This is a genomic window from Fictibacillus nanhaiensis, from assembly GCF_019801215.1.
GTDB lineage: Bacteria > Bacillota > Bacilli > Bacillales > Fictibacillaceae > Fictibacillus > Fictibacillus nanhaiensis_C.
The window spans coordinates 475483-502101 of sequence record NZ_JAHVJO010000001.1; the positions used below are offsets into that span (position 1 = coordinate 475483).

Sequence of the window (26619 nt, forward strand, 5' to 3'; positions counted from 1 at the left end):
GAATTAATAATAAAAGCTTATTGTAGGTAATGTAAGAAAAAACGAATAAGTTATATGGGTTCATGACCTGAGAAAAACTTTCTCGACATGAAAAAAGACGAAATTACTTTTAGGGGGACCAAATCAAGATGAAGAAAATGAAGTCTGTATACCTATTAGCTGTAATGTCACTAATTTTGGTTTTCGCAGCAGCTTGCGGAAACAAGAGTGAAGAAGGAGCTGCTGGCGGCGGCGACTTAAGCGGAAAAATTAAAATTGATGGATCATCCACAGTATTTCCAATCATGGAAGCTGTTTCTGAAGAATTCCAAGCTGCTAATCCTGACGTACAAGCACCTGTTGGTGTATCAGGATCCGGTGGTGGATTTGAAAAGTTTATTCGTGGAGAATTAGACCTTGCAAACGCTTCTCGTCCAATTAAAGATGAAGAAAAAACAGCTGCTACAGAAAAAGGGATTGAGTTCACAGAGTTCGAACTTGCTAAAGATGGTTTATCTGTAGTAGTAAGTAAAGAAAACGATTTTATTGACCACTTAACAGTTGAAGAGTTACAAAAAATGTGGTTAGAAGAAGGAAAAGTTAAGACTTGGAAAGATATTCGTCCTGAGTGGCCTGCAAAAAAGATAGAATTCTTCAGCCCTGGAACAGATTCTGGTACTTATGATTATTGGAATGAAGCAATTCTAGATGAAAAACCTATGCGTCGTGATGCACAACTTTCTGAAGATGACAACGTTCTAGTACAAGGTGTTACTGGGTCAGAAAATGCAATCGGATTTTTCGGATATGCGTACTACCAAGCAAATAAAGACAAAGTTAAGGCTGTTCCTATCGATGGCGGTAACGGACCAGTTGAACCAAATGCAGAGACAATTGAATCAGGAGAATATGCTCCACTTTCTCGCCCATTGTACACATATGTTAACAATAAATCAGTTAAAGAAAACGAAGCGGTTTATGAATATTTAAAGTTTACTCTTGAGAATGCTGGAGAGCTTGCATCATCTGACACGATCGGATATGTTTCTCTACCAAAAGAAAAGTATGAAGAGCAACTTAAAAAGTTAGATGAACTAGCAGGAAAATAAGAATATTTATTGTATACTAAATAGAGGGTGAGGAGTGAAATCTCCTCACCTTTATCCTGTTTAGTTTTTGTCGATTTATAGGAGGTCTTGTTGGTGACAACTGATAAAAAGAACCAGAATTCAATCCGCGCAATGATTAAGGAAAATAAATCTAGAAGAAGTCAATCCGCGGTAATGGAAAAAGTAGTACCTAAGTTTTTTATGATTTGTGCAGTAATTTCAATATTCACAACACTTGGTATTGTTTTTACACTTTTAACAGAAACGTTTACATTTTTTAGTCGGGTTTCAATCGTTGAATTTTTTACAAACACGCATTGGTTTCCCTTCACAGCAGATGATAATGCCGATTATGGTATTTTAGCACTTGTAATGGGGACTTTGACCGTAACAGCGATAGCAATGGTCGTTGCAATTCCTGTAGGACTTGCTGCAGCCATTTATTTAAGCGAATATGCATCTGCAAAGACCCGAAAATTTATTAAACCTATATTAGAAGTACTTGCAGGTATCCCGACTATCGTTTATGGTTTTTTCGCCTTAACTTTTGTGACACCTGTGTTGGATAGTATCATACCGGGAGGCATTTCCATCTTTAATGCGTTAAGTCCAGGTATTGTTGTAGGTATTATGATTATTCCCATGATTGCATCTTTATCTGAAGATGCGATGAATGCTGTTCCGAATTCAATGAGAGAAGGAGCAATGGCTCTTGGAGCAACGCGATTTGAAGTAGCAATGAAGGTTGTTCTTCCAGCTGCTCTATCTGGTGTCATTGCATCATTCGTACTTGGTATCTCACGTGCGATCGGAGAAACGATGATTGTAACGATTGCAGGTGGGTCCAGACCAACAGCGGATATTAATATTACGGAATCCATTCAAACGATGACAGCTTATATTGTACAGGTTAGTCAAGGTGACACGGGTTATGGTACGACTATCTATTACAGTATTTATGCTGTAGGAATGACGTTGTTTGTATTTACGTTGATCATGAATTTGCTTGCTCAGTTTATTTCCCGCAAGTTTAGGGAGGAATATTAATGGCTTTAATTAATAAAGAGTCTGTAAAGAAAAAAATGGGCAGTAGAATTGCTGCTAATAATTTTGCGAAATTTCTTTTTATCTTAGCGACTAGTTTTTCTTTACTTGTATTAGGAGTTTTACTATTTCGTATCCTTGATGAAGGATTGCCTTATTTAAGTTTAGATTTCATTACGAGCTTTGCATCCCGATTACCTGAACGTGCTGGAATATGGGCAGCCCTCGTTGGTACGATCTGGATTATGACCGTTACAGCTCCTGTTTCTTTCATTCTTGGAGTGGGGACTGCGATATATCTTGAAGAGTATGCAAAAAAGAACGCATTTACCAAATTTGTTCAAATCAATATTGCTAACTTAGCAGGTGTACCCTCCATTGTTTTTGGACTATTAGGATTAACAATTTTTGTCCGACTGGCAGGTCTCGGTTCAAGTGTACTTGCTGGGGGATTAACAATGAGTCTACTTATTCTTCCGGTTATCGTGGTTGCATCTCAAGAAGCGATACGAACAGTGCCTAAAGAAATCAGAGAAGCTTCATTCGGTATGGGTGCAACAAAATGGCAAACGATTAGACGAATAGTATTTCCTGCGGCATTACCTGGAATTCTGACAGGTACGATTTTGGCTCTATCTCGTGCAGTTGGTGAAACAGCACCATTGTTGGTTGTAGGTGCCTTAGCATACGTTGCGTTTGTTCCAGAGAACTTATTATCATCGTTTACGGTTCTACCAATACAGCTGTATAACTGGACGAGCAGACCGCAAGAAGATTTCCATATGCTAGCTGCAAGTGGAATTATTATCTTGATGATTATTTTGCTCATCATGAACTCCATAGCCGTATACATTCGAAATAAATTTCATAAACGCTTCTAAGTAGAGAGAGGGAGGACTTTATTAATGGATATTACAATTAATAAAAAATCGGTACAAAAAGGAAAAGAAGAACAGGAAGTTACCCCTGTTTTTAATATAAACAATCTAAATCTTTGGTATGGACAAGACCATGCGTTAAAAGATATTAAATTTGATATTCCTGAGAAGCAGGTTACAGCAATCATTGGACCATCAGGCTGCGGGAAATCTACATTTATAAAAACATTAAATAGAATGGTTGAAATGGTTCCAATCGTACGAATGTCTGGAGAAATCATTTACAGAGATAAAAATATCTTTGACCCTAAATATGGAGTTGAGGAGTTACGTACACAAGTAGGAATGGTTTTTCAAAAACCGAATCCGTTCCCAAAATCTATATATGATAACGTAGCTTACGGTCCTCGTATCCATGGAATTAAGAACAAAAAAGTTTTAGATGAAGTTGTTGAAAAGAGCCTTAGAGGTGCTGCTATATGGGATGAAGTAAAAGATCGCTTGAACGAAAATGCATTCGGATTATCTGGTGGACAACAACAGCGTTTATGTATTGCAAGATGTCTAGCCATCGAACCAGATGTTATCCTAATGGATGAACCTACCTCAGCACTTGATCCAATATCGACACTTAAGGTTGAAGAACTTGTTCAAGAGTTGAAAAAGGAATACAGCATTGTTATCGTTACCCACAATATGCAGCAAGCAGCACGTATCTCTGATCGAACAGCCTTTTTCTTGAATGGAGAAGTTGTCGAATACACTGACACAAGCACATTATTCTCAAATCCTTCTGATAAACGAACAGAAGACTATATTACAGGACGTTTCGGATAAAAATAGAGGAGTGATAGGAATGGTTGTTCGTGAAAATTTTCAGCTTCAATTAGAAGAAATGAAACAAGCAATTGTACAAATCTCAAAGCTGGCTGAAGAAGCGTTGCTGCAATCGGTTGAAGCATTGAGAACTCAAGATTTGGATAAAGCTCTTCAAATAATTGAAAATGATAATCGAATCAATGTTTTAGAAGATGAAATCAACGATCTGGCTATTTTGTTAATTGCAAAACAAGCTCCTGTTGCATCAGATTTACGACGTATTATTGCAGCAATTAAGATTTCTTCAGATATCGAGAGAATGGCAGATTTTGCAGTAAACATTGCAAAGTCTACTATCCGAATTGGAACTGCAGAATTAATTAAGCCACTTGAAGAACTTCCTAAAATGGCCAAACACGCTATTCACATGCTAACAACGGCAACAAAAGCCTATATCGATGAAGATGTTGCACTAGCAAAAGAACTAGCTGATTTAGATGATTATGTAGACGAGACATACGGAAGAATCATCCAAGAGCTTCTTGAACTCATGACAAAAAATCCTGATCACCTTACACAGATTACTCAGCTGTTGTTCGTTTGCAGATATATCGAACGGACGGCTGATCACGCTACAAACATAGCCGAAAGTATTATTTTCTTAGTTAAAGGAAAAAGATACGGGTTAAATGATTAAAAAAAAGCAGACGCAATTGCGTCTGCTTTTTACTATTTTAGTTATTATGAACTCGTTATTTCTTTTGCGATCGCATCAAAATTCATGTTGCTGTTTACTTGATGAGATTCAGCTCGTACGGCACCCTCTAGGTTATTTGAACGTAAGAATTTTAAAAACTCTCCGCTATCTTTAATAATTTTACCTTGTTCTAGAAGGTCGCAAACCTCTCCTGTACTCATACCTTGAGTAATCGTTAAGGTCATTTCAAATACTTTTTCTTCTTCTATTTCAGGCTCGGTTTCTGCGGGTTCTTTTTCAGGAACTGAAGCCACATCTTTAGATTTTATTAAAGAAGTGTATTCCTCTTCTGAAATAACCACCTCTCCTTTTTGGGAAAGGTATTGCTCGACTGACTCATCTGTTAAAGCAGCTTGGCTTTCTATGCCGATTGTATAATAGACACCAGCTAATATACCAGTAGATATTATTATACCTGCAGAGAATCCCCGAAGGTTTTTACTTGTCATACCCTTTTCTCCTTACAAACTTAGTTCTTATCATTTATCATCATTTCGTCTTCAAGGACTTTTAACTTCTTTTTGATCTGATAGATTTCTTTCATTAATTGAATCGTAAAATTTTCTAGCTGTGTTTCAATTGAATTTTCTCGATTTTTTCGAAAGGAAAGAATCAAAAGAATAATTCCTACTAGCAATAATCCAAAAATTGCAAACTCCATAATATCCTCCCTGTATGTAAAGCTATTCCCTATACTTTTATAACATAGTATTTATATGGGGTATAGGCTTTTTCGCAAAAGTTTACACAAAATACGACAATTCGACTATATTCTAGTATTGATTTTTTTTGTTTTTAAAGAAGAGGAAAAAGAATAGATTTTTTTGTATAATTTTGTCTAATGTTCAGAATAATCAGATGAGGCAACCGTTTACAAAAACTTTACATAAACTCCAATCATATACAGGGACTGGTATCGTCATATTTCGACTATTTTGACACATTGTCTAAAAAAATATCTGATGATACGATTATTTCAAATGTGTAATAAATATTTGTTTTCTAGAATAACTGAATAAGATGAGGTGATGAACTTGATCGAAGATATTGTAAAGCTAAAAGAAAAAGGACTTACGCTTCAGGAAATTGCAGAGAAGATGAATTTATCTTTAGGCAAGGTTCAGTACAGATGGAATAAGTACCGTCAACAGCATCCGCCCGCTGATGTTCTTACCGGCTCAAACGATACAGACAAAACTAAAGTGAGGGAAAAGTGGATAATGCCTTTTGAGTACGAAGAAGCAAATGTCTGCCTAATGCCTCAAACAGCTAACAGTTTATATGCTTACTGGAGTTTCTCGGACGCAATTAAAACACTTGCAGAACATCATTTCCGAACCAATTGGGAACAGTTGCCGAACGTTTTAAAAATATACGATGTAACGGACATTCTCTTTTATGGACATAATGCGCACAGGACATTTGAAGTAGATCTGCCTCCGATGACAAACAACTGGTTTATTCATTCGTTAGAACCTGATCGAACGTATATTGTAGATATTGGAACACGCACATTTGACGGAAGCTTCTTTACTTTGCTTCGTTCAAATCCAGCTGAGACTGGTCGTTCAGAAATGGGTACATCTTATGATAGTAAAATTGAACGTTGGAAACATGAAAATGTGAGTCAGCCTGAATGGCTCGAAAATTTTTCAACTTATTCATACTATCAAAAAATTAGATAGGAGAGTACATGATGTCTAACGGGTATTTTTCAATGATCTTGCACGCTCACCTTCCTTATGTGAGGCATACAGAAGCAAATCGATTAGAGGAAAGATGGGTTTTTGAGGCACTTACAGAGACGTATATCCCGTTATTATGGGTTCTCGAAGAACAGCCCGATTCCTTATCTTGGACCATTTCATTTTCCCCTCCATTACTTGAACTCTTAAATGATTCAGTCATTCAAAAACGGTATCTAGAACACCTAGATCAAACGTTAAAACTCATTCAAAAAGAAAAAAATAATCCAAAAAACGAACATGAAGAAAAAATCATTAGTTTTTATGATAAACGGTACAAAAAAATAATGCAGACGTATCAAAACTATGATTGCCAGATCATCTCAGCATTTAAATCTTTTATGAACGAAGGGAAGATCACGTGTATTACATCTGCAGCCACTCATGCGTTCCTTCCTTATTTACAAACCGAACAAGGGTTAAGAGCACAGGTAGTTGCGGGAATTGAAACGTTCACGAAATATTTTGGCGAGAAACCTACAGGATTTTGGCTTCCTGAATGTGCTTACTCACCTGGTGTGGATAAAGCATTAGCTGAAGAAGGTATTCGTTATACCTTTGTTGATGAACACACGTTACTCATGAGTAGACCTGTTCCAAGCAAAGGGATTGGAGCACCTGTTTATTCACCTCATGGAGTAGCCCTGTTTTCAAGAAATCAGAGTATATCTGAAACGATTTGGAATTCCTCTCTCGGTTATCCAGGTGACTATGATTATCGTGAATTTTACAGAGATGTAGCTTATGAACGAGAACATGAGTACATTAAAGGATTCATTCATCCAGAAGGAATCCGTATTGATACTGGATTAAAATATTGGCGAATCACAGGAAAAACGGAAGAGAAAGATTATTATAACAGGACTCATGCCGAAGAAAAAATCGTTAATCATTCATGGGATTTTACTCACAAGATCAACGACTATTTACATAAAAACGAACAATGCTTTCCGCCACAGTTAGTCACGGCACCTTTTGACGCAGAACTTTTCGGACATTGGTGGTTTGAAGGACCAGAATTTCTATTGCATGCAATGAAAAACGCAGTAGAGAAAAACCTTAGCTGGATCACACCTCAAGAATATTTACACAGACACTACCAAGACCTTGAAACAGTAAGACCATCTTTCTCGACATGGGGCAGAAATGGTACAGGTGAAGTTTGGTTAAATGAAAGCAACGCATGGATGTATCGGCATCTGCATTATTGTGAGAAGACATTAGTTGAGCTTGCCGCTAAGCTCTCTAAAGGGAAAGTTAACATTGTTATTGAACGGTATGCAAATCAGATGGTAAAAGAATGGATGCTTGCTTCAAGTTCAGATTGGGCATTTATCGTAGACGGCAATAGTGCCACCCAATACGCAAAAGAACGGTTTCAAGAACATATAGAGAGATTTCATTCCCTGTATAAGTCAATTCAGAACGATACATTCAGTGTCAAAGAGATTTCAGATTACGAAAACGAATATCCATTTATTACAATGGATTTATGGTCGTTCTTTACGAGTACACACGATCAGTACGTAGAAGAAAACTATCGTGATGAAAAGAATCTTGGAAAGAAAATATTGATGCTTTCATGGGAGTATCCCCCAATGGTAGTCGGAGGACTTTCCAGACACGTTTTTGACTTATCTCGAAAACTTGTATCACAAGGTCATGAAGTATATGTACTTACTTCTTCGGTGGATGGATATCCTGATTACGAAATAAATAATGGAGTTCACGTATATCGTATCGCTGGAAAACAGCCATCGTTTGAAAATTTCTTTCATTGGACAGGAAGCTTAAATATAGCGATGGCAGAGCAGGCGTTCGCTCTTTCAAAGAAGTTTGAATTCGATTGTATTCATGCACATGATTGGCTTGTTTCTGAAGCCGCACTTGCTATTAAAAAAGAATTAGATCTACCTTTATTAGCTACGATTCACGCAACCGAGCATGGAAGAAATAACGGAATTACTTCTCCGCTTCAATATGAGATCAACCAAAAAGAATGGGAACTTATGAATGGTTCTGACAGTATCGTTGTCTGCAGCGATTATATGAAAAATGAACTGCAGGATGTGTTTATGATTCCCGAATCAAAGATCACAGTATTGCCGAATGGAATCGATCCTGTACAACTGTCAAACGGTAAAGAGGTCGAGCAAGAATCTGAGAAAGATTCCTCTGAACTTTTGCTTTTCTCTGTTGGAAGACTTGTAAAAGAAAAAGGCTTTCAAACCATTATCCAAGCTGCAGAGATATTACGGAATAACGGACGAGCTGTTAAGTTTGTCATTGCTGGCAAAGGTCCTCTATATGATGAGCTGCAGACTATGATACATGACAAACACCTAGAAAATTTTGTTTCATTAGCTGGTTTTGTTAGTGATGAAGAACGGAACGCTTGGTTTGCTCGAGCTGACGCAGCTTTATTTCCGAGTCATTATGAACCGTTTGGAATTGTAGCGTTAGAAGGAATGATAACAGGAACGCTTACTATCGTTTCAGATACGGGAGGCTTAAAAGAAATCGTTGAGCACGAAAAAACGGGCTTAAAAGTATATCCGAACGATCCTAACAGTATTGTATGGGCAGTTGAATATATGATTGCTCATCCAGAGCATTGTATTGAGATGGCTCAAAAAGGAGAAGAAATAGCAAAAACAACGTTCAGCTGGGATTCAATCGCTGAAAGAACGGCAAATCTATATGGTCAAATTCACAACAAAAAAGAAACTGCAGGAGGAGTGATGTCATGAAAGGTGTAATTATGGCTGGAGGAAAAGGGACACGATTAAGACCGCTTACTTGCAATATGCCAAAACCAATGGTACCTATGCTCCATAAGCCAGTAATGGAATATGGGATCGAACTTTTAAAGAAGTTTGGAATTACTGACATCGCAGTTACCGTTCATTATCTTCCAGATGCAATCAAGAATTACTTTGGTGACGGGCGTGCATTTGGGGTGAATTTGCATTATTTTGTAGAGGAATCTCCTCTAGGTACAGCAGGATCGATAAAAAATGCTGAAGAATTCCTAGATGAACGTTTTATGGTTATCAGTGGAGATGCATTAACAGATTTCAATCTGGAGAAAGGCATCAGTTTTCACGAAGAAAAAGAGTCCATCGCGACTATCTTTATGAAGCAAGTGGAATCTCCTCTAGAATACGGAGTGATTATGACTAATCAAGAAGGAAGGATTGTTCGTTTTCTTGAAAAGCCAAGCTGGAATGAAGTGTTTAGTGATACTGTAAACACAGGTATTTATGTATTGGAACCGGAAGTTTTTCAATACATTGATAAGGATGTACCTGTTGATTTTAGTAAAGATTTGTTTCCGTTATTAATGAAAGAAAACAAGAATCTTTTTGGATATGCCGCTGATGGGTATTGGTCAGATATCGGCAGTCTTCAGCAATACAGGCAATCTCATTACGATATGTTAAACGGACTTGTCGATCTGCCCATTGCAGGTGTGGAAAAAGAACCTGGGATTTGGGTAGGAGAAAACGTCTTTATTGAGGAAGGTGCATTGATTGAAGGGCCCGTAAGTATTGCAGATGGAGCTGTGATTCGAAAAGGAGCTCACATTGGAAACCTCTCAGTTGTTGGAAAAAACAGTGTTGTCTCGTCTGGAAGCTCGTTGAAAAAAACCGTCCTTTGGAATGATGTTTTTGTGGGTGATAATTGTGAGCTTAGAGGAGCAACCATTGCCAATGGGACACAGGTTGAAAGGGATGCTTCCGTTTTTGAGCATGCTGTAGTGGGAGATCATTGTACGATTGGAAAACATGCGACCTTAAAACCTGATGTTAAAATTTGGCCTGAAAAACAGATCTTTGATGAGGCGCTTGTTCATACTTCAATTGTGTGGGGGAAAAAAGCTACGAAATCTTTGTTCGGCAGCAGAGGAGTGTCAGGTATTGCTAACGTTGAGATCACACCTGATTACATCGCAAGGCTAGCATCTGCATTCGGAGCTGTCCTACCATATGGTTCACAGATTTTAATTGCAAGTGATTCACATGACTTCTCTGTCATGATTAAACAATCTTTCATACAAGGTCTTCATTCCTCAGGTGTTCATACACTGGATATTAGTCCTACAGTTGCACCTGTCGTAAGGTTCTCAATTGAGGAAGAACGCTTAGAAGGCGGAGTTTATGTCAGATTCTCTAACCCTACAGGTGAGAAACAATTAATGATTGAGTTTTATGATAATAAAGGGTTGCCGATCCACTCAGATCTTGAGAGGAAAATTGAAAATGCTTATTGGCAGGAAGATTATAGACGTGCCTCTTTTGATCGCATCGGAAAAGGTGCAATCCAGCCAAACAAACACGAAGATTACATCTCGGCTCTGCTTGAGGAAATCCAGGAAAAAAGGATTCAAGAAGCAAAATTTAGAGTAGTCGTAAACTATAACCATCAGCCTTACCTCAATTTTATTCCAAATTTATATAACCGTCTGAACTGTGAAATCTTAACGGCACCTTATCAGACGAAGCCAGAAGAGATGGCCTCTTTTGTTGAAGTTACAAACGCTCATATAGGTGTTCTCATAGGAGAAGCAGGCGAGACGCTTAGACTGATCACCGAAACAGGTGAAGTTCTCGATGAAGAAACGATGCTAGCGCTTTATGTTTTTACAGCCTTTTCTCAAGGTAAACATAAGGAGATGGCGATACCTGTTTATGGATCGTCTGCATTAGATTCAATCGCCGAACGGTTAAAAGGGAAACTAATCCGTACTAAAGCAAACCCAAGATCCATAATGGAAGTTGGAGAAGGCGTGCTCAATTATCAATACGATGCCCAATATGCTTTTGTTCATATCCTTGAAGTGATGGCAATGCAGCAAATTACGCTTTCTGAATTAGTGAAGATGCTTCCGGATGTTCATATGTTACGAGAATTCGTACCATGTCCTAAAGATAAAAAAGGCCGAGTGATGAGAAGGTTAATGGAAGATATTCGGGATAACAATGTAGAACTATTAGATGGTATTAAAGTCTTTCACCCTGAAGGGGGCTGGACTCTCATTCTGCCTGATGTAGAACAGCCCATCTTTACGGTATATTCGCAGAATACGGATGCTGAACAAGCCAAACAGGCAGCATCGCAATATATCGAAAAAATCCAGTTGTATCAACAGGTGTAAGAGATGCCTAGACATTTAGTTTTAGGTAACGGTAATCTTCTGATCAACATAGATCAATACTTACAGATCCGAGACATCTATTTTCCCTATGTTGGTCAGCAGAACCATGTGCAAGGGCATGCAAACCGTTTGGGAGCCAGTATTAATGGCTCCTTTTCTTGGCTATCTTCAAAAGATTGGGAAATCGAACCCGGCTATCATACCGACTCTTTAGTGACGTTATCCTTCGCTAGAAACAAAAAAGAAGGAATATGTCTTAAGATTGAAGATGGAGTTCATCAAAGAGAGAATATGCTCATGCGTCGAATAAGTGTCATCAACGAAACAGACGAAGAGAAAAGGATCAAGCTGTTTTTTCATCAAGACCTGAGTATCTATGAGACAGAGGTAGGGGATACAGCTTATTATGATCCTCATCATTCCGTCATCATCCATTATAAAAAGAACCGATACTTTTTATTTCATGCAACGTTTGAAGAAAATGTAATGAACCAATATACAACAGGAGTAAAACGATTCTTAAGTGCTGAAGGAACATGGAAAGATGCTGAAGATGGACATCTGCAAGTGAACCCGATCGCCCAAGGATCTGTTGACAGCACATTTTCAGTTGAAGGAATCGTTGGGCCGTATGATACGAGGCATGTATATTATTCGTTAACGGTAGGCAAGAGCAGAGAAGAAGTCTTTGCACTTTTTGATTATTTAATGGAAATAGGACCTTCATTAACGCTAGATAAAATTGATGTTTATTGGCGCAGATGGGTAAACAAAACGAAGATCGATCCTTGTAATCTATCGGATGAACTTCTTGATCTGTATAACAGAAGTTTACTTATCATTCGTACGCAAACAAATGAAAATGGATATATCATAGCTGCCAATGACTCAGATATTCAACATTATAATCGCGATCATTACAGCTATATGTGGCCAAGAGACGGGGCATTAATAGCAGCTGCGACCGCGAGAGCAGGCTTTCATGGAATGGTCAAAAATTTTTACCGGCGGTGTGCGGAAGTTTTAACAAAAGAAGGGTATTTGCATCATAAGTATAACCCCGACGGCTCGATTGGTTCTTCTTGGCATCCTATGGTAGATAAAGACGGGTCGAGTCAATTACCGATTCAAGAAGATGAAACTGCACTCGTATTGTGGGCGTTCTGGGAACATTATAAAGCAACCGGCGATATTGAGTTCGCTCAATCTTTGTATCGGTCACTCGTAAGACCGAGTGCTAGATTTCTACTTCAATATATGCACCCTGAGCTAGATCTCCCTATGCCATCTTATGATCTGTGGGAAGAGAGAAGAGGGATATTCACATTTTCCTCCAGTGCTGTATACGGCGGTCTGATGGCTGCTTATTCTTTTGCAACTCTCTTTGGGGAAGATGACCGTGCAGAGCGTTATAAAAATGGAGCAGAGCGGATAAAACGGGGAATGGAAAAGCATCTCTATGATGAAGGCACAGGGAGATTTATAAGGGGCATCTATTTGCTTGACGATAATGCCTATAAAAAAGATTTAACGATGGAATCAAGCATGTATGCTCTTTTTTCATTCGGAGTCTTTTCAGCTGATGATGAACGAGTGATTCGAACGATGAGGCAGATGGAAGAAGACTTGAGCGTTAAATCCAATGTAGGCGGCATTGCAAGATATACAAACGATTATTATTTTCAGCAAACGCATGATGTGGCTAGAGTACCAGGAAATCCATGGCTGATCTGTACGCTTTGGGTTGCAAAATGGTACATTCAACGTGCCAAAACTGTAAGTGATTTAGAAAAGCCACATGAATTTTTACGATGGGTTCAAAAGCATAGCTTTTCGACCGGTGTATTGCCAGAACAACTCCATCCCTTTACAGGTGAAGCTTTATCAGTCGCCCCTTTAACATGGTCACATGCTACATTTGTAGATGTGTTAAACGAGTACAGCACCGTCTATCAGAAACTTTCACAAAACTCTCTTGCTCGTTAGAAAAGAATTTGTTATTATGTTAAAGTATGGTTTATTAGAGATTAATGACTGTCAGTAACCATGAATATGTACTTTGGTAAAGATGTGGAGGGAAACAACAATGCGTGTAAACATTACTTTAGCTTGTACTGAAACTGGTGATCGTAACTACATCACTACAAAAAACAAGCGTACAAATCCAGACCGTTTAGAGCTTAAAAAATACAGCCCGCGTTTAAAGAAATACACAACTCACCGTGAAACGAAGTAATTTCACTTAAGAACGTCCGAGTCCCATTAACATGGAACCGGACGTTTTTTCGTTCCCTTTTTCTTATCTTCTTTTAACGAAATGGTATGATAAAGACATGATATTATCTGATGGGGTGCTTTCTTATGATCAAAGTAGAGTGGCGTAAAAAAATGAAGCAAAAATTAGAATCAATGAACGAAAACGATCGAATTACGAAAAGTAAGGAAATAGCTGCTTATTTATATAAAACGGAGAAATGGATAAAAAGCAAATGTATCGGGATCACAGTTTCGAGAAAATTTGAGTTAGATACCTTGCCAATCATTAAGAAAGCATGGAGTGAAGGGAAAACAGTATGTGTTCCAAAATGTTATTCACGAGAGAAAAACATGGAATTTAGAGAGCTTCGTTCCTTCGATGAGCTCGAGAATGTTTATATGGACCTTTATGAACCTTCCCTAAATAAAACGGAGGTCTGTGCTTCAAATAAAATCGATTTACTCATCGTCCCTGGATTAGTGTTTGATTCTGCTGGGTTCAGAATAGGATATGGCGGAGGCTATTATGACCGTTATTTACAGCACTATAATGGATCTACTGTATCTCTTGCTTATTCGTTTCAAACCGAGAAACAGTTACCTCGCGAAGAATTTGATATTCCAGTGGAACACATTATAACTGAACTCGGTCACTTTAAATAAATGGATGCAATATTTTTTATTGGAATATTGTCGCTCTGTATTGTTTCCATCCAAAATAAAATGCTTACTCCTGATGGAGGAATAGCTGCTTTCTTTACGGGATTATTCATCTTCTTATCATTTCAATGGCAGGGTCTCGTTATATTGGGGTTATTTTTCTTAACTTCTTCTCTTTTAACGAAATGGAAAAAGAATGTAAAACGCGATCCAGATGCCGTAAATTCTGAGTATGTAAAAGGGAGAAATGCCAGACAAGTATTTGCTAATGGAGGAACAGCGTCGCTTGCAGCAGCGGGTCAACTGATACATCCTGATCCGGTTTGGTTCATAATGTATGCTGCAGCATTTGCAACCGCTACAGCAGATACATGGGCTTCTGAGATAGGGGTCCTCTCAAAGCGAAGACCGTTTCATCTAAAAGAATGGCGCAAAGTAGAACGAGGTCTCTCAGGAGCTGTTTCAACTCTTGGTACTTTTGCAGCCATTCTCGGAGCTTCAGTTATTGGATTAAGTTATCAACTGCTTTATGAGCCTGTTGCTCTAACAATAATCATTACAATAATAACTGCGGGTTTTCTGGGAAATTTTGCAGACACCTTAATTGGGGCTTGGCTCGAGCAAAAATTTTATTGCTCTATCTGCAAAAGGGAAACGGAAGAGATTGTGCACTGCCACTCAAAAACAGTGAAAATCTTCGGTTACTCCTGGGCTACAAACAACTTTGTGAACTTTAGTGCTACCATAGTTGGGGCTTTAATCGCAGGGGGGACATATATATGGATAATCAAGTAAGCCGTGCAGGTATTATATTAGCAGGAGGAGCTTCTAGGCGTTTTGGAAGTCCAAAAGCAATCGCTCGGTGGGAAGGCAAAACGTTTATAGAAAGAGCAATTGATACGTTGACTCCCTTTTGTGATACGATTCTGGTTGTAGCACACCACGAATTAATGAGTGAGCTCAATCAGTATTCGTCAAAACAAGTTCAGATTATTTGTGATGATCCTCATTTTACAGGAAAAGGACCATTAGCCGGAATGTATAGTGGTATGACAAAAGTTAAAGCTGACTATTATCTCGTTTCGCCCTGCGATATGCCATTAATGAGCAGCGAGATGTATCAAAAGTGGCTTGATGCCGCCATAGACGAGGAGTATGAGTGTGTCGTTCCTGTTCTGAACGGAAAAATCTATCCTTTAAATGGAATATATACATACTCGTGTTTACTAGATATCACTTTTTGTTTACAGAAAGATATTTATAAAGTATTAGACCTTCTAAACCGGAAAAGAACATATTTTATAAAAGCAGATAAAGATGATGAAGCCTACTTTAAAAATGTGAATACAGTAGAGGACTTACATTCATAAATAATTTAAATCAAAATTTATACAAGAAGGCTGGGACTTACTTTTTTAAAACCTCCATAACGAATAAAAAGCTTCTGAATCACAGAAAGTATACACAAGGAGGTTTTTATATGAAAGGGTTTCTAATAAAAGGATTTCTTTTGTTTCTTGCTATCATGCTTGGCTATAGAATGCGCTATCGTTTGATTAACATGGCGCTTGGACAATCATTCATAAGGCGGTTAATCGTTGGAAGTGCGATGTCTTTTCCAGGAATGCGTTCAAAAATGATGGACGAACTGATCTAGTATGAAAGTTCTGAAAAACAGTGCTTTCTTTTTTGATTTAGACAATACGTTATTTGATTATGAAGCCTCCTTTAAGCAGGCTTCTTTATTTGCTTTTCATTCCATTTTTTATAATGAATTCACTTGTCATTCCAATGCTGCTGGGTGGTTTGATTGCTATAAAACATACTGTGATCTATATTGGCCTCAATACGAAGATGGATTAATCACTCGTCAACAATACCAGAGGAATCGTCTCGTTGCTTCCTTGCTTTCTCTCAACATAAAAACGTTTACCGATAGTCACATAATTCACTTTCAAAAACTTGTTGAAGAAAAAATACCGTCTTTTGTGGTCGCATATTCCTGGATGAAACATATTATTGAACACCTAAATGATTTAGGGTACAAAATTGGAATCATTACGAATGGGGGCTCAAATCTGCAAAGAAAGAAGCTTAGCAGATTAGAACTAAGCTTCCCAGAAAAGCATATTTATATATCTTCAGAAATCAACGTTGCAAAACCAAGTCCGAAAATTTTTCAGTATGTTAAACAGAGATCTCGTGCACAACAGTTTTTTTACGTAGGAGACTCTTTTGAATTTGATATGATGCCTGCCGTTCAAGCTGGCTGGAAAGGGATATGGTGGAACCCAGAGCAAAAGTTAAGAATACAAGATAAGAACATATATAGCTGCCATTGTGTAAATGACTTACTCGATATTTTTAAGAAATATATTGAATAAGCTGGATATTTTCTCCGGCTGCTGTTTGGAATAATACAAATAAATGCGTTTTATCATTACTCAACAAAATAAAAGGCATGCTGCTCCCGATCGGGCTTACTTTTTGCCCGGATTTTGTTGTTATAAATAAAAAATAATTTTTATAAAGTCCTTCCCATAACTTGCCGATGATTTCTTGACTTTTTACTTTTGAAAATCCGGATAAAGGTTTCTCATGATAAGTTGTTAAGGACTGTAAGGAGATCACATTATACTTACTCCGATCAATTTGGAAATAATTTGTTAGCTGAGCTAACGTTTTCTGCAAATATTGGTTCGTTTTCTGATCCAACGAATTTTTTAATCGGCGTTCAACGTTAGATTTAGGGTTTTTAAATCCTATAAATGCTCCGTTTGATTTAGCTGTATAGAGATAATCACTACTCATCGTTTGAACAGAGCGGTACTTTTCATCATTAATATGAATCTCACCTTGATGGTAAGAGATCGCTTCCCACAACCCAGACGTATTGCCAGTTATGTTTTTCTCTAATTCGATTTTTTTTGCAGAAGTTTTCCACTCTGTCATTTTATTATTTAGGACCCCATCCTTATAGATCATGCCAATGTCTTGCCGTAAATACACTTTTTCTGATGTTTCTGAGCCTGCTTCCCAAATAAGTTCATAGTCCGTTGGAGTGCCTTTCGAAAAAAGGATAGATGTTGTTGATTTGACAAAAGAATAACTATTGTCTATTGGAAAAAACGTAATACTTTCTCGAGCTTCTTTTTTTACAAACGGCTGGTAGACGATACCTATTACAAGTATAATGATCAACATAAAGATTGAAATTTTCCACTTCATATTGGGTAGCCTCCTCTAGGACAAACTTGTTCCTAAGATTGTATGCGTTATCATCAATATTAGAAGATGAAAATGAAAAGAATGGAGAGGAGAGAGAAAATGGAGGTCCAAATAAAAGAGATTGTAAAATTCATTAAAGAACTGGTACATATCCCTAGTCCCTCAGGTGATACAGATGCAGCAATCGCATATATGAAAAATTTCTTTCAAGAGAATGAGGTTCCATTTGAGGTTACAAAAAAAGGTGCAATATTGGCCACAATTAAAGGGGAGGACGATTCAAGGCACCGTTTGTTGACAGCACATGTAGATACGCTTGGTGCGATGGTTAAAGAAATTAAAAGTGATGGACGTTTGAAATTAACGACGATCGGCGGGTATTACTGGAACACGATTGAAGGTGAATATTGTACGATACATACAACGAAAGGGAAAACCTATACAGGTACCATTTTGATGCATCAAACCTCAGCTCACGTTTATAAAGGAATGAATGAGCTGAAACGGGATGAAACAAACATGGAAGTTAGAGTCGACCAAGAGTTTCATTCCAAAAAAGACGCAGAAGAAGCGGGCATTTCAGTCGGGGATTTTGTCTCTTTTGCACCACGTTTTGAAGAAACGGAAAGCGGTTTTGTAAAGTCCCGACACCTCGATGATAAAGCAAGTGTTGCGATCTTGATGCACCTCATTACTACCATTGTGCATTCTTCCGTTCCATTACCTTATACGACTCATTTTTTAATTAGTAATAATGAAGAGATTGGGTATGGAGGGAATTCCAATATACCGGAAAAAACCGTTGAGTATTTGGCTGTCGATATGGGAGCGATCGGTGATGGTCAATCGACTGATGAATTTACGGTAAGCATTTGTGCAAAAGATTCTGGCGGACCTTATCATTATGGGTTAAGAAAACATCTAGTAGCATTAGCGGAAAAACATAACATCGGACATAAGGTGGACATTTATCCTTTCTATGGTTCAGACGCAACAGCAGCCATTCGTGCGGGAGCTGATATTGTACACGGGTTGATCGGTCCTGGAATTGATGCATCGCATGCATTTGAGCGTACACATGTAAAATCACTGGAACATACAGCAAATCTTCTAAAAGAATATTTACAATCTCCTCTTGCATAATTGTAAATTTATCCTGGCTTTTAGCTGGGATTTTCTTTTTATATAGGTATGAAAAAATCTGCGAAGGTGAAGGATGATAGGCAGAGGAGTGATGAAAAAAATGTCTTATCTGCAAAAAAAACAGCCTCTTTCTTCCGATTTTGACGAAAATGTGCAGTACATGAGAAAACAACTGGGAGTTGAGATTAGTTTCGACTGCATCCATCTTGATGTAGAGTACGCTGGAAGAAGGATGGCGTTGTTTTTAGTCGACGGTTTTGTAAAAGATGATATCCTTCACTATTTAATGAAACTTTTAGCAGATCTTGAACCTGATCAATTAGGTTCTGATCCACTTATGAAATTGATGAAAACATATCTGCCTTATGTTGAAATATCTAAATCCGATGACCTAAATCAGGGCATTGACTGGGTTTTGAGCGGTCCTACCGTCCTCCTTGTTGAAGGTGTATCAGAAATTATTCAAATTGACGCAAGAACGTACCCTGTTCGTGGTCCAGAAGAACCTGATGTTGAACGTGTAGTAAGAGGAGCAAGGGATGGATTTGTAGAAACGATAATATTTAACACTGCTCTAACAAGAAGAAGGGTGAGAGACCGGTCGTTACGAATGGAATATATGAGTATCGGCCGCCGATCAAAAACGGACATTTGTATTTCTTACATTGAAGATATTGCCGATCCCCAAATCGTTGGAAAAATTAAGGAATCGCTAAAAAAAATCGATACTGACGGTCTTCCTATGGGAGAAAAAACTGTGGAAGAGTTTATCTGTGGAAGACATTTAAATCCGTATCCATTAGTCAGATATACTGAAAGACCTGACACAGCTGCTGTCCACCTCTTTGAGGGGCATGTACTAGTATATGTAGATGGTTCCCCTTCTGTTTTAATAACACCCACTACCTTTTGGCACCATCTGCAGCATGCGGAAGAATACCGTCAAAAACCTGTCGTAGGAGCCTATTTACGATTTGTGCGGTTTATTGCTGTTTGGATTTCTATATTTCTATTGCCTCTTTGGTATTTATTATCGACGCAAAAAGAGTTATTACCGATAAACTTATCCTTCATTGGACCGGAGGAAATAGGAGTAGTTCCACTGTTCTTGCAATTTATCATCATCGAAGTCGGAATGGACATGCTCCGGATGGCGACCATCCATACACCTACCTCCGTGTCTACAGGACTGGGGTTAGTATCAGCAATCGTAATTGGTCAAGTAGCCATTGAAGTGGGTCTGTTTGTTAATGAGGTGGTCCTTTATATAGCTGTTGCAGCAGTAGGGACGTTTGCAACGCCAACGTATGAGCTGAGTCTTGCAAACCGGCTATTGAGGCTTGCGTTATTAACACTCACGGCACTTCTCGGTGTTCCAGGGTATATGATCGGCTTTACTTTAGCCATCTTGTTCTTCGTTTCCTTCAAATCATTTCATATCCCTTACTTATGGCCGTTTATCCCTTTTAATTATAAAGCCATAAGGGATGTTATCTTTAGAATTCCGATACCGTTAAAAAATAGAAGACCTGTTGTTCTTCATCCAAAGGATCCTGATAGATAACATTTTGACAGCTAGTTCATTCTAGCTGTTCTTTTTTATGAGAGAAAAAATCTGTGCAAAGGCTTGCATTCCTACCCTTTCTTTTTGTTATAATGACACTGGTGAGGAAAATGAAAACAATGTTTGATGTCCAACAGCTTTTAAAAAGGTTTGGGACAATCATTTATACAGGAAATCGAACGGCTGATTTAGAATTAATACAAGAAGAGGTAAATGAGCTTTATAAACAGAAGCTCATCGATGTAAACGATTACAAAATGGCGTTATTAATCGTTCGAGCAACACTGAATAAAAGACAATAGAGGATGTAGATGATATGGAAAAGTGGCTGGTTGGTGTAGATCTAGGTGGTACAACGATAAAAATTGCCTTTGTTACCTTTGACGGGCATATTGTCGAGAAGTGGGAAGTACCAACAAATATTTCACATGATGGTAAATTTATTGTAAAAGATATTGCTGAATCTATAAGGGCTAAGTTAGAACAGCTATCAGAATCCAGTGAAAAACTTGCATCAATTGGAATGGGTGCTCCTGGATTCATTGATATGAAATCAGGTTTTATCTTTCATGCGGTTAACATAGGTTGGAGAGATTATCCTTTAAAACAAGAACTAGAGAAAGAAACTGGGCTTCCAGTTGTTGTAGATAATGATGCAAACATTGCCGCAATAGGAGAAATGTGGCGCGGTGCAGGTGATGGTGAAGGTAATCTGCTTATGGTTACACTCGGTACAGGAGTAGGTGGAGGCATCATTGTAAATGGACATATCATGCATGGTACAAATGGCATGGCAGGTGAGATCGGTCACATCACATCTATCCCAGAAGGTGGTTTTCCATGTAATTGTGGAAAAACAGGATGTATTGAAACCATCGCTTCTGCCACAGGTATAGCAAGATTGGCTAAAGAGAACGCATTGAAAGATACATCATCTTCACTCTATAAAATAGTAACGGAGAAAGGCGAAATTCAGTCTAAAGATGTCGCATCTGCTGCCGAAAATGGAGATCAGGCGGCAATAAGGACACTTGATGAAGTCGCGTTTCACTTGGGCTTAGTGCTTGCAAATCTTTCCAATAGCATCAATCCTGGAAAGATTGTTATTGGTGGAGGGGTTTCAAAGGCTGGACAAACATTGACGTCCAGACTGCAAAAGGAATTTAACCGTTTTGCACTCCCAAGAGTTTCTGAAGGTGCTAAACTAACAATCGCTACTCTCGGTAACGATGCTGGTGTTATCGGTGGAGCGTGGCTGGCAAAACAAAATATGTAACATTTTTATCTAAAAACATCGAGCCACTTTGTATGGCTCTTTCTTTTTTTTTTGAAACTTTTTTAGAATAAGTTCGTCTAAAGGTTTATGGACACAAAAAACGGGTAAAACTAATATAGTTTTGTTGTCCTATTTGTCAGAATCTTGAAATAGTACGTTAGGGTATTGAATTCTTGTGCAAAACCATTTATTATACTCTTTATGTAATCCTTTGATTAAGGTTTTGTAAATGGTGATTTACATTTCCTGGGGATGCGTTTCGGATGATTAGAAGAGTTTATGAATGAGTTTTGAAATGTATAGACAAGAGTTCTTTTTGATTGAGGAGGTCAGAGAACATATGAAAGAAAAAATGAAACAAGCTTTTGCTGATTATAAGTTTTTCTTTATCGCAATTGCTTTATTGTGGATTAAAACGTATATCGTATATAAAACCGCGTTCGATTTACCTATGGACAATAAAATTCAGGAGCTGATCCTGTTCATTAACCCAATTAGCTCTGTCATCTTGTTTTTAGGTGTTACTCTTTATTTTAAAGGTAAGGCCCACAGCCGGATGATTATTGCAGTAAGTGCTATCATGAGTTTTGTCATGTATGCAAACATGGTATTTTATCGATTCTTTAACGATTTTATTACTATCCCTGTCTTGTTCCAAACAAGCAACATGGGTGATTTAGGTAATAGTGTCTTTGAATTGATTCAACCTACAGATCTATTGGTGTTTATGGACATTATTGTATTAGCTTATTTTATGAGACGTTTTAATTATCGTCCACAACGTGCTTCGCGTAAGCAAGTTACACTTACATTTGCTGCTGCGATTGTATTTTTTATCGTGAATGTTGGGATTGCCGAAACAGAACGTCCGCAGCTTCTAACACGTACTTTTGACCGTGAGATGCTGATCAAAAACATCGGTTCTTACAATTATCATATCTACGATTCGATTATTCAGTCTAAAGCGAAAGCTCAGCGTGCTTTTGCTGATGGCAGTGAAATTACAGATGTTGAAAACTATACTCGAGCAAATTACAAAGAACCCAATCCAAAAATGTTTGGAAAAGCAAAAGGGAAAAATGTTTTTGTCATATCTGTTGAATCTACACAAAACTTTGTCATAAATGAATCAGTGAACGGTAAAGAAATTACGCCATTTATGAACGATTTAATTAAAGACAGTTATTATTTCCCGAATTTTTATCACCAGACAGGACAAGGGAAAACATCTGATTCTGAGTTTCTTTTAGATAATTCGCTCTACCCGCTTCCAAGTGGAGCTGTTTTCTTTACTCACTCTCAAAATCAATACAATGCTACACCAGAAATTTTAAAAGAGAAGGATTACTATTCATCCGTAATGCATGCGAACAACAAAAGTTTCTGGAACCGTGATATCATGTACGATAATTTCGGTTATGACCGATATTACTCATTGAAGGATTTTGAAGTTACACCTGAAAACTCGATTGGATGGGGATTAAAAGATAAAGACTTCTTTAAACAGTCCATTCCGCATTTAAAAGAAATGGAAGCAATGAATAAACCGTTCTACACAAAATATATTACTTTAACTAATCATTTTCCTTTTACACTTGAAGAGGAAGACGAGTATATTCCAGAATGGACATCTGCTGATGGTACAGTAAACCGATATTTTACAACTGTTCGTTACACAGATGAAGCACTTAAAGAGTTCTTCGACGATGTAAAAGCGGCAGGTTTATATGAAGACTCAATCTTTGTTATGTATGGTGACCATTATGGAATATCAGAAAATCACAACGATGCCATGGGAGAGTTCTTAGGAAAAGAAATCACTCCTTTTGAATCCACTCAATTACAAAAAGTGCCATTGATCATCCATATGCCTGGAGAAAAAGGCAAGGTCATGGAAACAGTTGGGGGACAGGTCGATTTAAAACCAACCATCCTTCACTTGCTTGGAATTGATACTAAAGGTGATATTCAGTTAGGTTCAGACTTATTCTCTGAACAACGTGAAGATTTTGCGGTTCTAAGAGATAATTCGTACATCACGAAAGATCATGTGTTCACTGCTGGGAGCTGCTATGACAAGGAAACTGGAGAACCAGTTCAAGGCGATCAAAGCCCTTGTGAGCCATACAGTGAACGTGCAAAAACTGAACTGGATATGTCAGACCGTATCATTTATGGCGACTTGCTAAGATTTTATGATAAAGACAAAGCAAAGAAAAATAATTAATAACAATTAAGCACTTTAGCTTCGGCTAAGTGCTTTTTTTTTGCATATATGATCAGTCAGAACATACACCTTTAAGAGAACGTTTTTAGGGAGGGCTCTGATTGGAAATTATCGTTCGAAATGGTGATTCACTTTGGTACTATTCCAGACTTTTGTCTATCCCTTTTATATTGATTAGAGATGCTAATCCGGAAGTAATGCCTGGGAATATGGAAGCTGGGCAAAAAATAAAAATTCCAGGTATAACGGCTAACCGTTACAAAGTTAAGAATGGGGACTCCTTTTTTGTAATTGCAGAAAAAAATGATGTGCCAATAGATGCATTGTATCTCTTTAATCCTGGTGTAAATCCTAAAGAAATATTTCTGAATGATGAAATTTTAATTCCTGTAAACGTCAGTTACCCTCTTTTAAAAACAAAGTGTAGATATGACACAACTGTGCTGGTTAAAGATATTAAAAAACTACTTGATACTTATCCTTTCATAAAGAAACAAAATATTGGTCAATCTGTACTAGGCAACCCAATCGATATGCTCATAATAGGTAACGGTAAAAAGAAAGTGCATATTAACGCTTCTTTTCACGGTAATGAGTGGATCACAACCGGGATTCTTATGAAATTCCTAAACGAATATGCCCACGCTTTAACACGTGATACCCCATTGAACGGAGAATCTCCGCTCAATCTTTACAAGGATACTACGTTGCTCGCCGTTCCGATGGTTGATCCGGATGGAGTAGATCTCGTTTTAAATGGTCCTCCCGATCATACAGAATATAAAGAGTTAGTTATGGAACTAAATAAAGGCAGTAAAGATTTTTCAGCATGGAAAGCAAATATTCGCGGAGTAGACCTCAATAATCAATTTCCTGCTCGATGGGAAATTGAACAGAAACGAAAACCAAAAGAACCAGCTCCTAGGGATTATCCTGGACTAAAGCCTCTATCGGAACCTGAAGCTGTGGCCATGGCAGAGGCAGCTAACAAATATAACTTCGATCGGGTAGTAGCACTTCATACACAAGGGAAGGAACTGTATTGGGGGTTCGAGGGAGAGGAACCTATGCCCATATCACAGCATATCGCGGAGGAATTTGAAAGAGTGAGCGGGTATAAAGCAATTCGCTACGTGGACAGTTATGCAGGATATAAAGATTGGTTTATACAGGAATATCAGAGACCTGGCTTTACAATTGAATTAGGTATAGGTGTTAATCCACTACCGTTAGGCCAGTTTGATGAAATTTATAAAGATACACGCGGGATATTATTCGCTAGCTTATATAAGTAAAGCAATCGAAAAAAACCATCAGAACGAAAGATTCTGATGGTTTTTTGAGTTTTTAATGGCCTGTTGATCCGCCGCTGCCTAAGAAAACGTCCAGTACAGTCATAACTGTAAACCAGCCAAAAACAGCAAACGTTAAGAATGCAAAGCCTGCAGCCATTAGGTTTTTAATTTTTAACGAACGTAAAAGTCCCAATGCAGCTAATATAGCTACTAAGCCGAATATAATGGCTAAACCCATTATTTTGTGCCCCCTTGCTTTGGAGTAATCCAATCCTATGTATAACGCTTTCACACAGGTAAACCCGAGTACTATTTTACTTGTTTTATCCATGTTTGTCGAGTGAACATTTCTACAAAATAAATTCGATGTCAATCTCATAGGAAGCAGCCCATTTGATTAGGAGTGGTTTATTATGCTCACTTAAGAAAAAAATAAGATTCTTATTCTCATCTTCACTAACAGCGAGTAATTCTTCTTCAACTTGAAAGTGAAACATTTTTTCTTGTTGATCCAGTCCGTTTTTAATGGAGAAAGCGATAATCATATCAAGATATAAATAACATTTCCTGTTTTCAGAAAAGAATCCATAATCATCAAAAATCTGGGTAGTTCTTAACGGTGAAATCTGCAATAGTGGAATGACTTCCTGTAACATATCTTTCGGAACCTCTTCTATATTCTTTATTATTGATAAATCTTTCTCACTATCCTCGATCTCGATTCCTTCCATTTCGCTTGCTGTTAAATTTTCGATACCATAATAAACGTTCATCCAAATCCTCCATATGTTCGACTATTTTAGTGTAAGATAGAAAGAAACAACATGCAATTGGAGGACAAAAATTATGAAATGGAAAAAAATGATTGTAGGTCCAGTTCAGGAGAATACATATATCCTATTTGATTCAAATAAAGAAGCAGTAATCATTGATCCAGGAAGTGAAGCGTTAAAAATTATTCAACATATAGAATCTCTACAGTTAAAACCTTTGGCTGTGTTGTTAACGCATGCCCATTTTGATCATATCGGTGCAGTAGACCCCATAAGAGAGCGATATAAACTTCCTTTATACATACATAAGAAAGAACAAGATTGGCTGAAAAATACTAAAAAGAACGGTTCCGCTCATTTTGGCCATAGTATTACCGCAAGACCTGCAAGTCATATCATTTCAGACAAAGAAACAAGCCTAGAAATCGGACCATTTTCTTTTGATATCCTCTTAACTCCAGGTCATTCACCTGGGAGTATTTCTTATTACGTTAAAAGTGCAGGAGCCGTATTTTCTGGAGATGCTTTGTTTGCAGGCAGTATCGGAAGAACAGATTTATATGGAGGGGATCAAGACGTTTTATTGCAGAGTATCCACCAAAAATTACTGCAATTGCCAGAAGAAACAGTAGTACTTTCCGGACATGGTCCTGAAACAACTATTGGCATGGAGATGGATTCTAATCCGTTCTTAGGTGGATTTTAATA

27 protein-coding genes are annotated in these 26619 nt (G+C 37.8%); 22 read left to right on the forward strand and 5 right to left on the reverse strand.

From position 1 onward, the window contains the following. Positions 1-128 precede the first annotated feature (128 nt). The 5 genes from KUV80_RS02425 to phoU all read left to right on the forward strand — a co-directional run bounded on the left by KUV80_RS02425 (position 129) and on the right by phoU (position 4526). Positions 129-1088 (forward strand): PstS family phosphate ABC transporter substrate-binding protein, encoded by a 960-nt coding sequence (locus tag KUV80_RS02425; RefSeq protein WP_222461085.1) that lies wholly within the window; start codon positions 129-131, stop codon positions 1086-1088. A 90-nt stretch (positions 1089-1178) separates the two neighbouring features. Further along, a complete protein-coding gene (pstC, locus tag KUV80_RS02430; protein WP_425308048.1) occupies positions 1179-2135 on the forward strand; it encodes a phosphate ABC transporter permease subunit PstC in 957 nt (318 codons plus the stop codon). Next, the gene (gene pstA, locus KUV80_RS02435) at positions 2135-3013 is read left to right on the forward strand and encodes a phosphate ABC transporter permease PstA (protein ID WP_222461086.1); all 879 of its coding nucleotides are present in this window, start codon (positions 2135-2137) and stop codon (positions 3011-3013) included. The genes pstC and pstA overlap by 1 nt, the downstream gene beginning before the upstream one ends. 24 nt (positions 3014-3037) lie before the next feature. After that, positions 3038-3847, forward strand: coding sequence for a phosphate ABC transporter ATP-binding protein PstB (gene pstB / locus KUV80_RS02440; protein ID WP_222461087.1), 810 nt, complete (start codon positions 3038-3040; stop codon positions 3845-3847). A 19-nt stretch (positions 3848-3866) separates the two neighbouring features. After that, on the forward strand, positions 3867-4526 hold the full coding sequence (phoU, locus tag KUV80_RS02445) for a phosphate signaling complex protein PhoU (protein ID WP_222461088.1): 660 nt from the start codon (positions 3867-3869) through the stop codon (positions 4524-4526). Positions 4527-4570: 44 nt separating this feature from the next. Here the strand turns inward: phoU and KUV80_RS02450 are convergent, their stop codons facing one another. Together KUV80_RS02450 and KUV80_RS02455 are read right to left on the reverse strand one after the other, a co-directional pair. Next, entirely contained in the window at positions 4571-5035 is a 465-nt protein-coding gene (locus KUV80_RS02450; RefSeq protein ID WP_222461089.1) for a hypothetical protein, read from the reverse strand. 20 nt (positions 5036-5055) lie between these two features. Then, positions 5056-5247 (reverse strand): hypothetical protein, encoded by a 192-nt coding sequence (locus KUV80_RS02455; RefSeq protein WP_222461090.1) that lies wholly within the window; start codon positions 5245-5247, stop codon positions 5056-5058. A gap of 373 nt (positions 5248-5620) precedes the next feature. Here KUV80_RS02455 and KUV80_RS02460 point away from each other — a divergent pair, with 373 nt between their 5' ends. The 10 genes from KUV80_RS02460 (at position 5621) to KUV80_RS02505 (ending at position 16789) form a co-directional block, all read left to right on the forward strand. Next, positions 5621-6271, forward strand: a complete 651-nt coding sequence (locus KUV80_RS02460; protein ID WP_222461091.1) for a DUF4912 domain-containing protein — start codon at positions 5621-5623, stop codon at positions 6269-6271. 11 nt (positions 6272-6282) lie between these two features. Further along, the gene (locus KUV80_RS02465; RefSeq protein WP_222461092.1) at positions 6283-9081 is read left to right on the forward strand and encodes a 1,4-alpha-glucan branching protein domain-containing protein; all 2799 of its coding nucleotides are present in this window, start codon (positions 6283-6285) and stop codon (positions 9079-9081) included. Further along, positions 9078-11489 (forward strand): sugar phosphate nucleotidyltransferase, encoded by a 2412-nt coding sequence (locus tag KUV80_RS02470; RefSeq protein ID WP_222461093.1) that lies wholly within the window; start codon positions 9078-9080, stop codon positions 11487-11489. Before KUV80_RS02465 ends, KUV80_RS02470 begins: the two co-directional genes overlap by 4 nt. Positions 11490-11492: 3 nt before the next feature. Next, positions 11493-13475, forward strand: a complete 1983-nt coding sequence (locus KUV80_RS02475; protein ID WP_222461094.1) for a glycoside hydrolase family 15 protein — start codon at positions 11493-11495, stop codon at positions 13473-13475. A gap of 100 nt (positions 13476-13575) precedes the next feature. Next, complete coding sequence (gene rpmG, locus KUV80_RS02480; RefSeq protein WP_222461095.1) at positions 13576-13725, forward strand: 50S ribosomal protein L33; 150 nt, start codon at positions 13576-13578, stop codon at positions 13723-13725. Positions 13726-13850: 125 nt separating this feature from the next. Beyond that, positions 13851-14408, forward strand: a complete 558-nt coding sequence (locus KUV80_RS02485; protein WP_222461096.1) for a 5-formyltetrahydrofolate cyclo-ligase — start codon at positions 13851-13853, stop codon at positions 14406-14408. Beyond that, the gene (locus tag KUV80_RS02490; protein ID WP_222461097.1) at positions 14409-15200 is read left to right on the forward strand and encodes a DUF92 domain-containing protein; all 792 of its coding nucleotides are present in this window, start codon (positions 14409-14411) and stop codon (positions 15198-15200) included. Beyond that, positions 15185-15775 carry a molybdenum cofactor guanylyltransferase gene (mobA, locus tag KUV80_RS02495; RefSeq protein WP_222461098.1) on the forward strand — a complete coding sequence of 197 codons (591 nt, stop codon included), beginning with the start codon at positions 15185-15187 and terminating at the stop codon, positions 15773-15775. The genes KUV80_RS02490 and mobA overlap by 16 nt, the downstream gene beginning before the upstream one ends. 110 nt (positions 15776-15885) lie before the next feature. Next, positions 15886-16062, forward strand: a complete 177-nt coding sequence (locus KUV80_RS02500) for a hypothetical protein (protein ID WP_222462297.1) — start codon at positions 15886-15888, stop codon at positions 16060-16062. Position 16063: 1 nt separating this feature from the next. Next, positions 16064-16789, forward strand: a complete 726-nt coding sequence (locus KUV80_RS02505; RefSeq protein WP_222461099.1) for an HAD family hydrolase — start codon at positions 16064-16066, stop codon at positions 16787-16789. On the opposite strand, the gene KUV80_RS02510 is transcribed toward KUV80_RS02505, so the two are convergent. Beyond that, a complete protein-coding gene (locus KUV80_RS02510; RefSeq protein ID WP_222461100.1) occupies positions 16770-17633 on the reverse strand; it encodes a hypothetical protein in 864 nt (287 codons plus the stop codon). The genes KUV80_RS02505 and KUV80_RS02510 overlap by 20 nt on opposite strands. Before the next feature lie 99 nt (positions 17634-17732). Here KUV80_RS02510 and KUV80_RS02515 point away from each other — a divergent pair, with 99 nt between their 5' ends. The 6 genes from KUV80_RS02515 (at position 17733) to KUV80_RS02540 (ending at position 25138) form a co-directional block, all read left to right on the forward strand. After that, complete coding sequence (locus KUV80_RS02515; RefSeq protein ID WP_222461101.1) at positions 17733-18776, forward strand: M42 family metallopeptidase; 1044 nt, start codon at positions 17733-17735, stop codon at positions 18774-18776. 100 nt (positions 18777-18876) lie between these two features. Beyond that, positions 18877-20340 (forward strand): spore germination protein, encoded by a 1464-nt coding sequence (locus KUV80_RS02520; protein WP_425308056.1) that lies wholly within the window; start codon positions 18877-18879, stop codon positions 20338-20340. 110 nt (positions 20341-20450) lie between these two features. Then, the gene (locus tag KUV80_RS02525; protein WP_222461103.1) at positions 20451-20642 is read left to right on the forward strand and encodes a YqgQ family protein; all 192 of its coding nucleotides are present in this window, start codon (positions 20451-20453) and stop codon (positions 20640-20642) included. A gap of 14 nt (positions 20643-20656) precedes the next feature. Continuing rightward, the gene (locus tag KUV80_RS02530; RefSeq protein WP_222461104.1) at positions 20657-21616 is read left to right on the forward strand and encodes an ROK family glucokinase; all 960 of its coding nucleotides are present in this window, start codon (positions 20657-20659) and stop codon (positions 21614-21616) included. A 340-nt stretch (positions 21617-21956) separates the two neighbouring features. After that, positions 21957-23843 carry an LTA synthase family protein gene (locus KUV80_RS02535; protein WP_246625007.1) on the forward strand — a complete coding sequence of 629 codons (1887 nt, stop codon included), beginning with the start codon at positions 21957-21959 and terminating at the stop codon, positions 23841-23843. A gap of 101 nt (positions 23844-23944) precedes the next feature. Continuing rightward, a complete protein-coding gene (locus KUV80_RS02540) occupies positions 23945-25138 on the forward strand; it encodes a M14 family metallopeptidase (protein ID WP_222461105.1) in 1194 nt (397 codons plus the stop codon). A gap of 52 nt (positions 25139-25190) precedes the next feature. Here the strand turns inward: KUV80_RS02540 and KUV80_RS02545 are convergent, their stop codons facing one another. Both KUV80_RS02545 and KUV80_RS02550 read right to left on the reverse strand, forming a co-directional pair. Next, on the reverse strand, positions 25191-25376 hold the full coding sequence (locus KUV80_RS02545; RefSeq protein ID WP_222461106.1) for a DUF2759 domain-containing protein: 186 nt from the start codon (positions 25374-25376) through the stop codon (positions 25191-25193). A 112-nt stretch (positions 25377-25488) separates the two neighbouring features. Next, entirely contained in the window at positions 25489-25911 is a 423-nt protein-coding gene (locus KUV80_RS02550) for a hypothetical protein (RefSeq protein WP_222461107.1), read from the reverse strand. A gap of 73 nt (positions 25912-25984) precedes the next feature. Here KUV80_RS02550 and KUV80_RS02555 point away from each other — a divergent pair, with 73 nt between their 5' ends. Beyond that, a complete protein-coding gene (locus KUV80_RS02555; RefSeq protein ID WP_222461108.1) occupies positions 25985-26617 on the forward strand; it encodes an MBL fold metallo-hydrolase in 633 nt (210 codons plus the stop codon). The last annotated feature ends 2 nt before the right edge of the window (positions 26618-26619 follow it).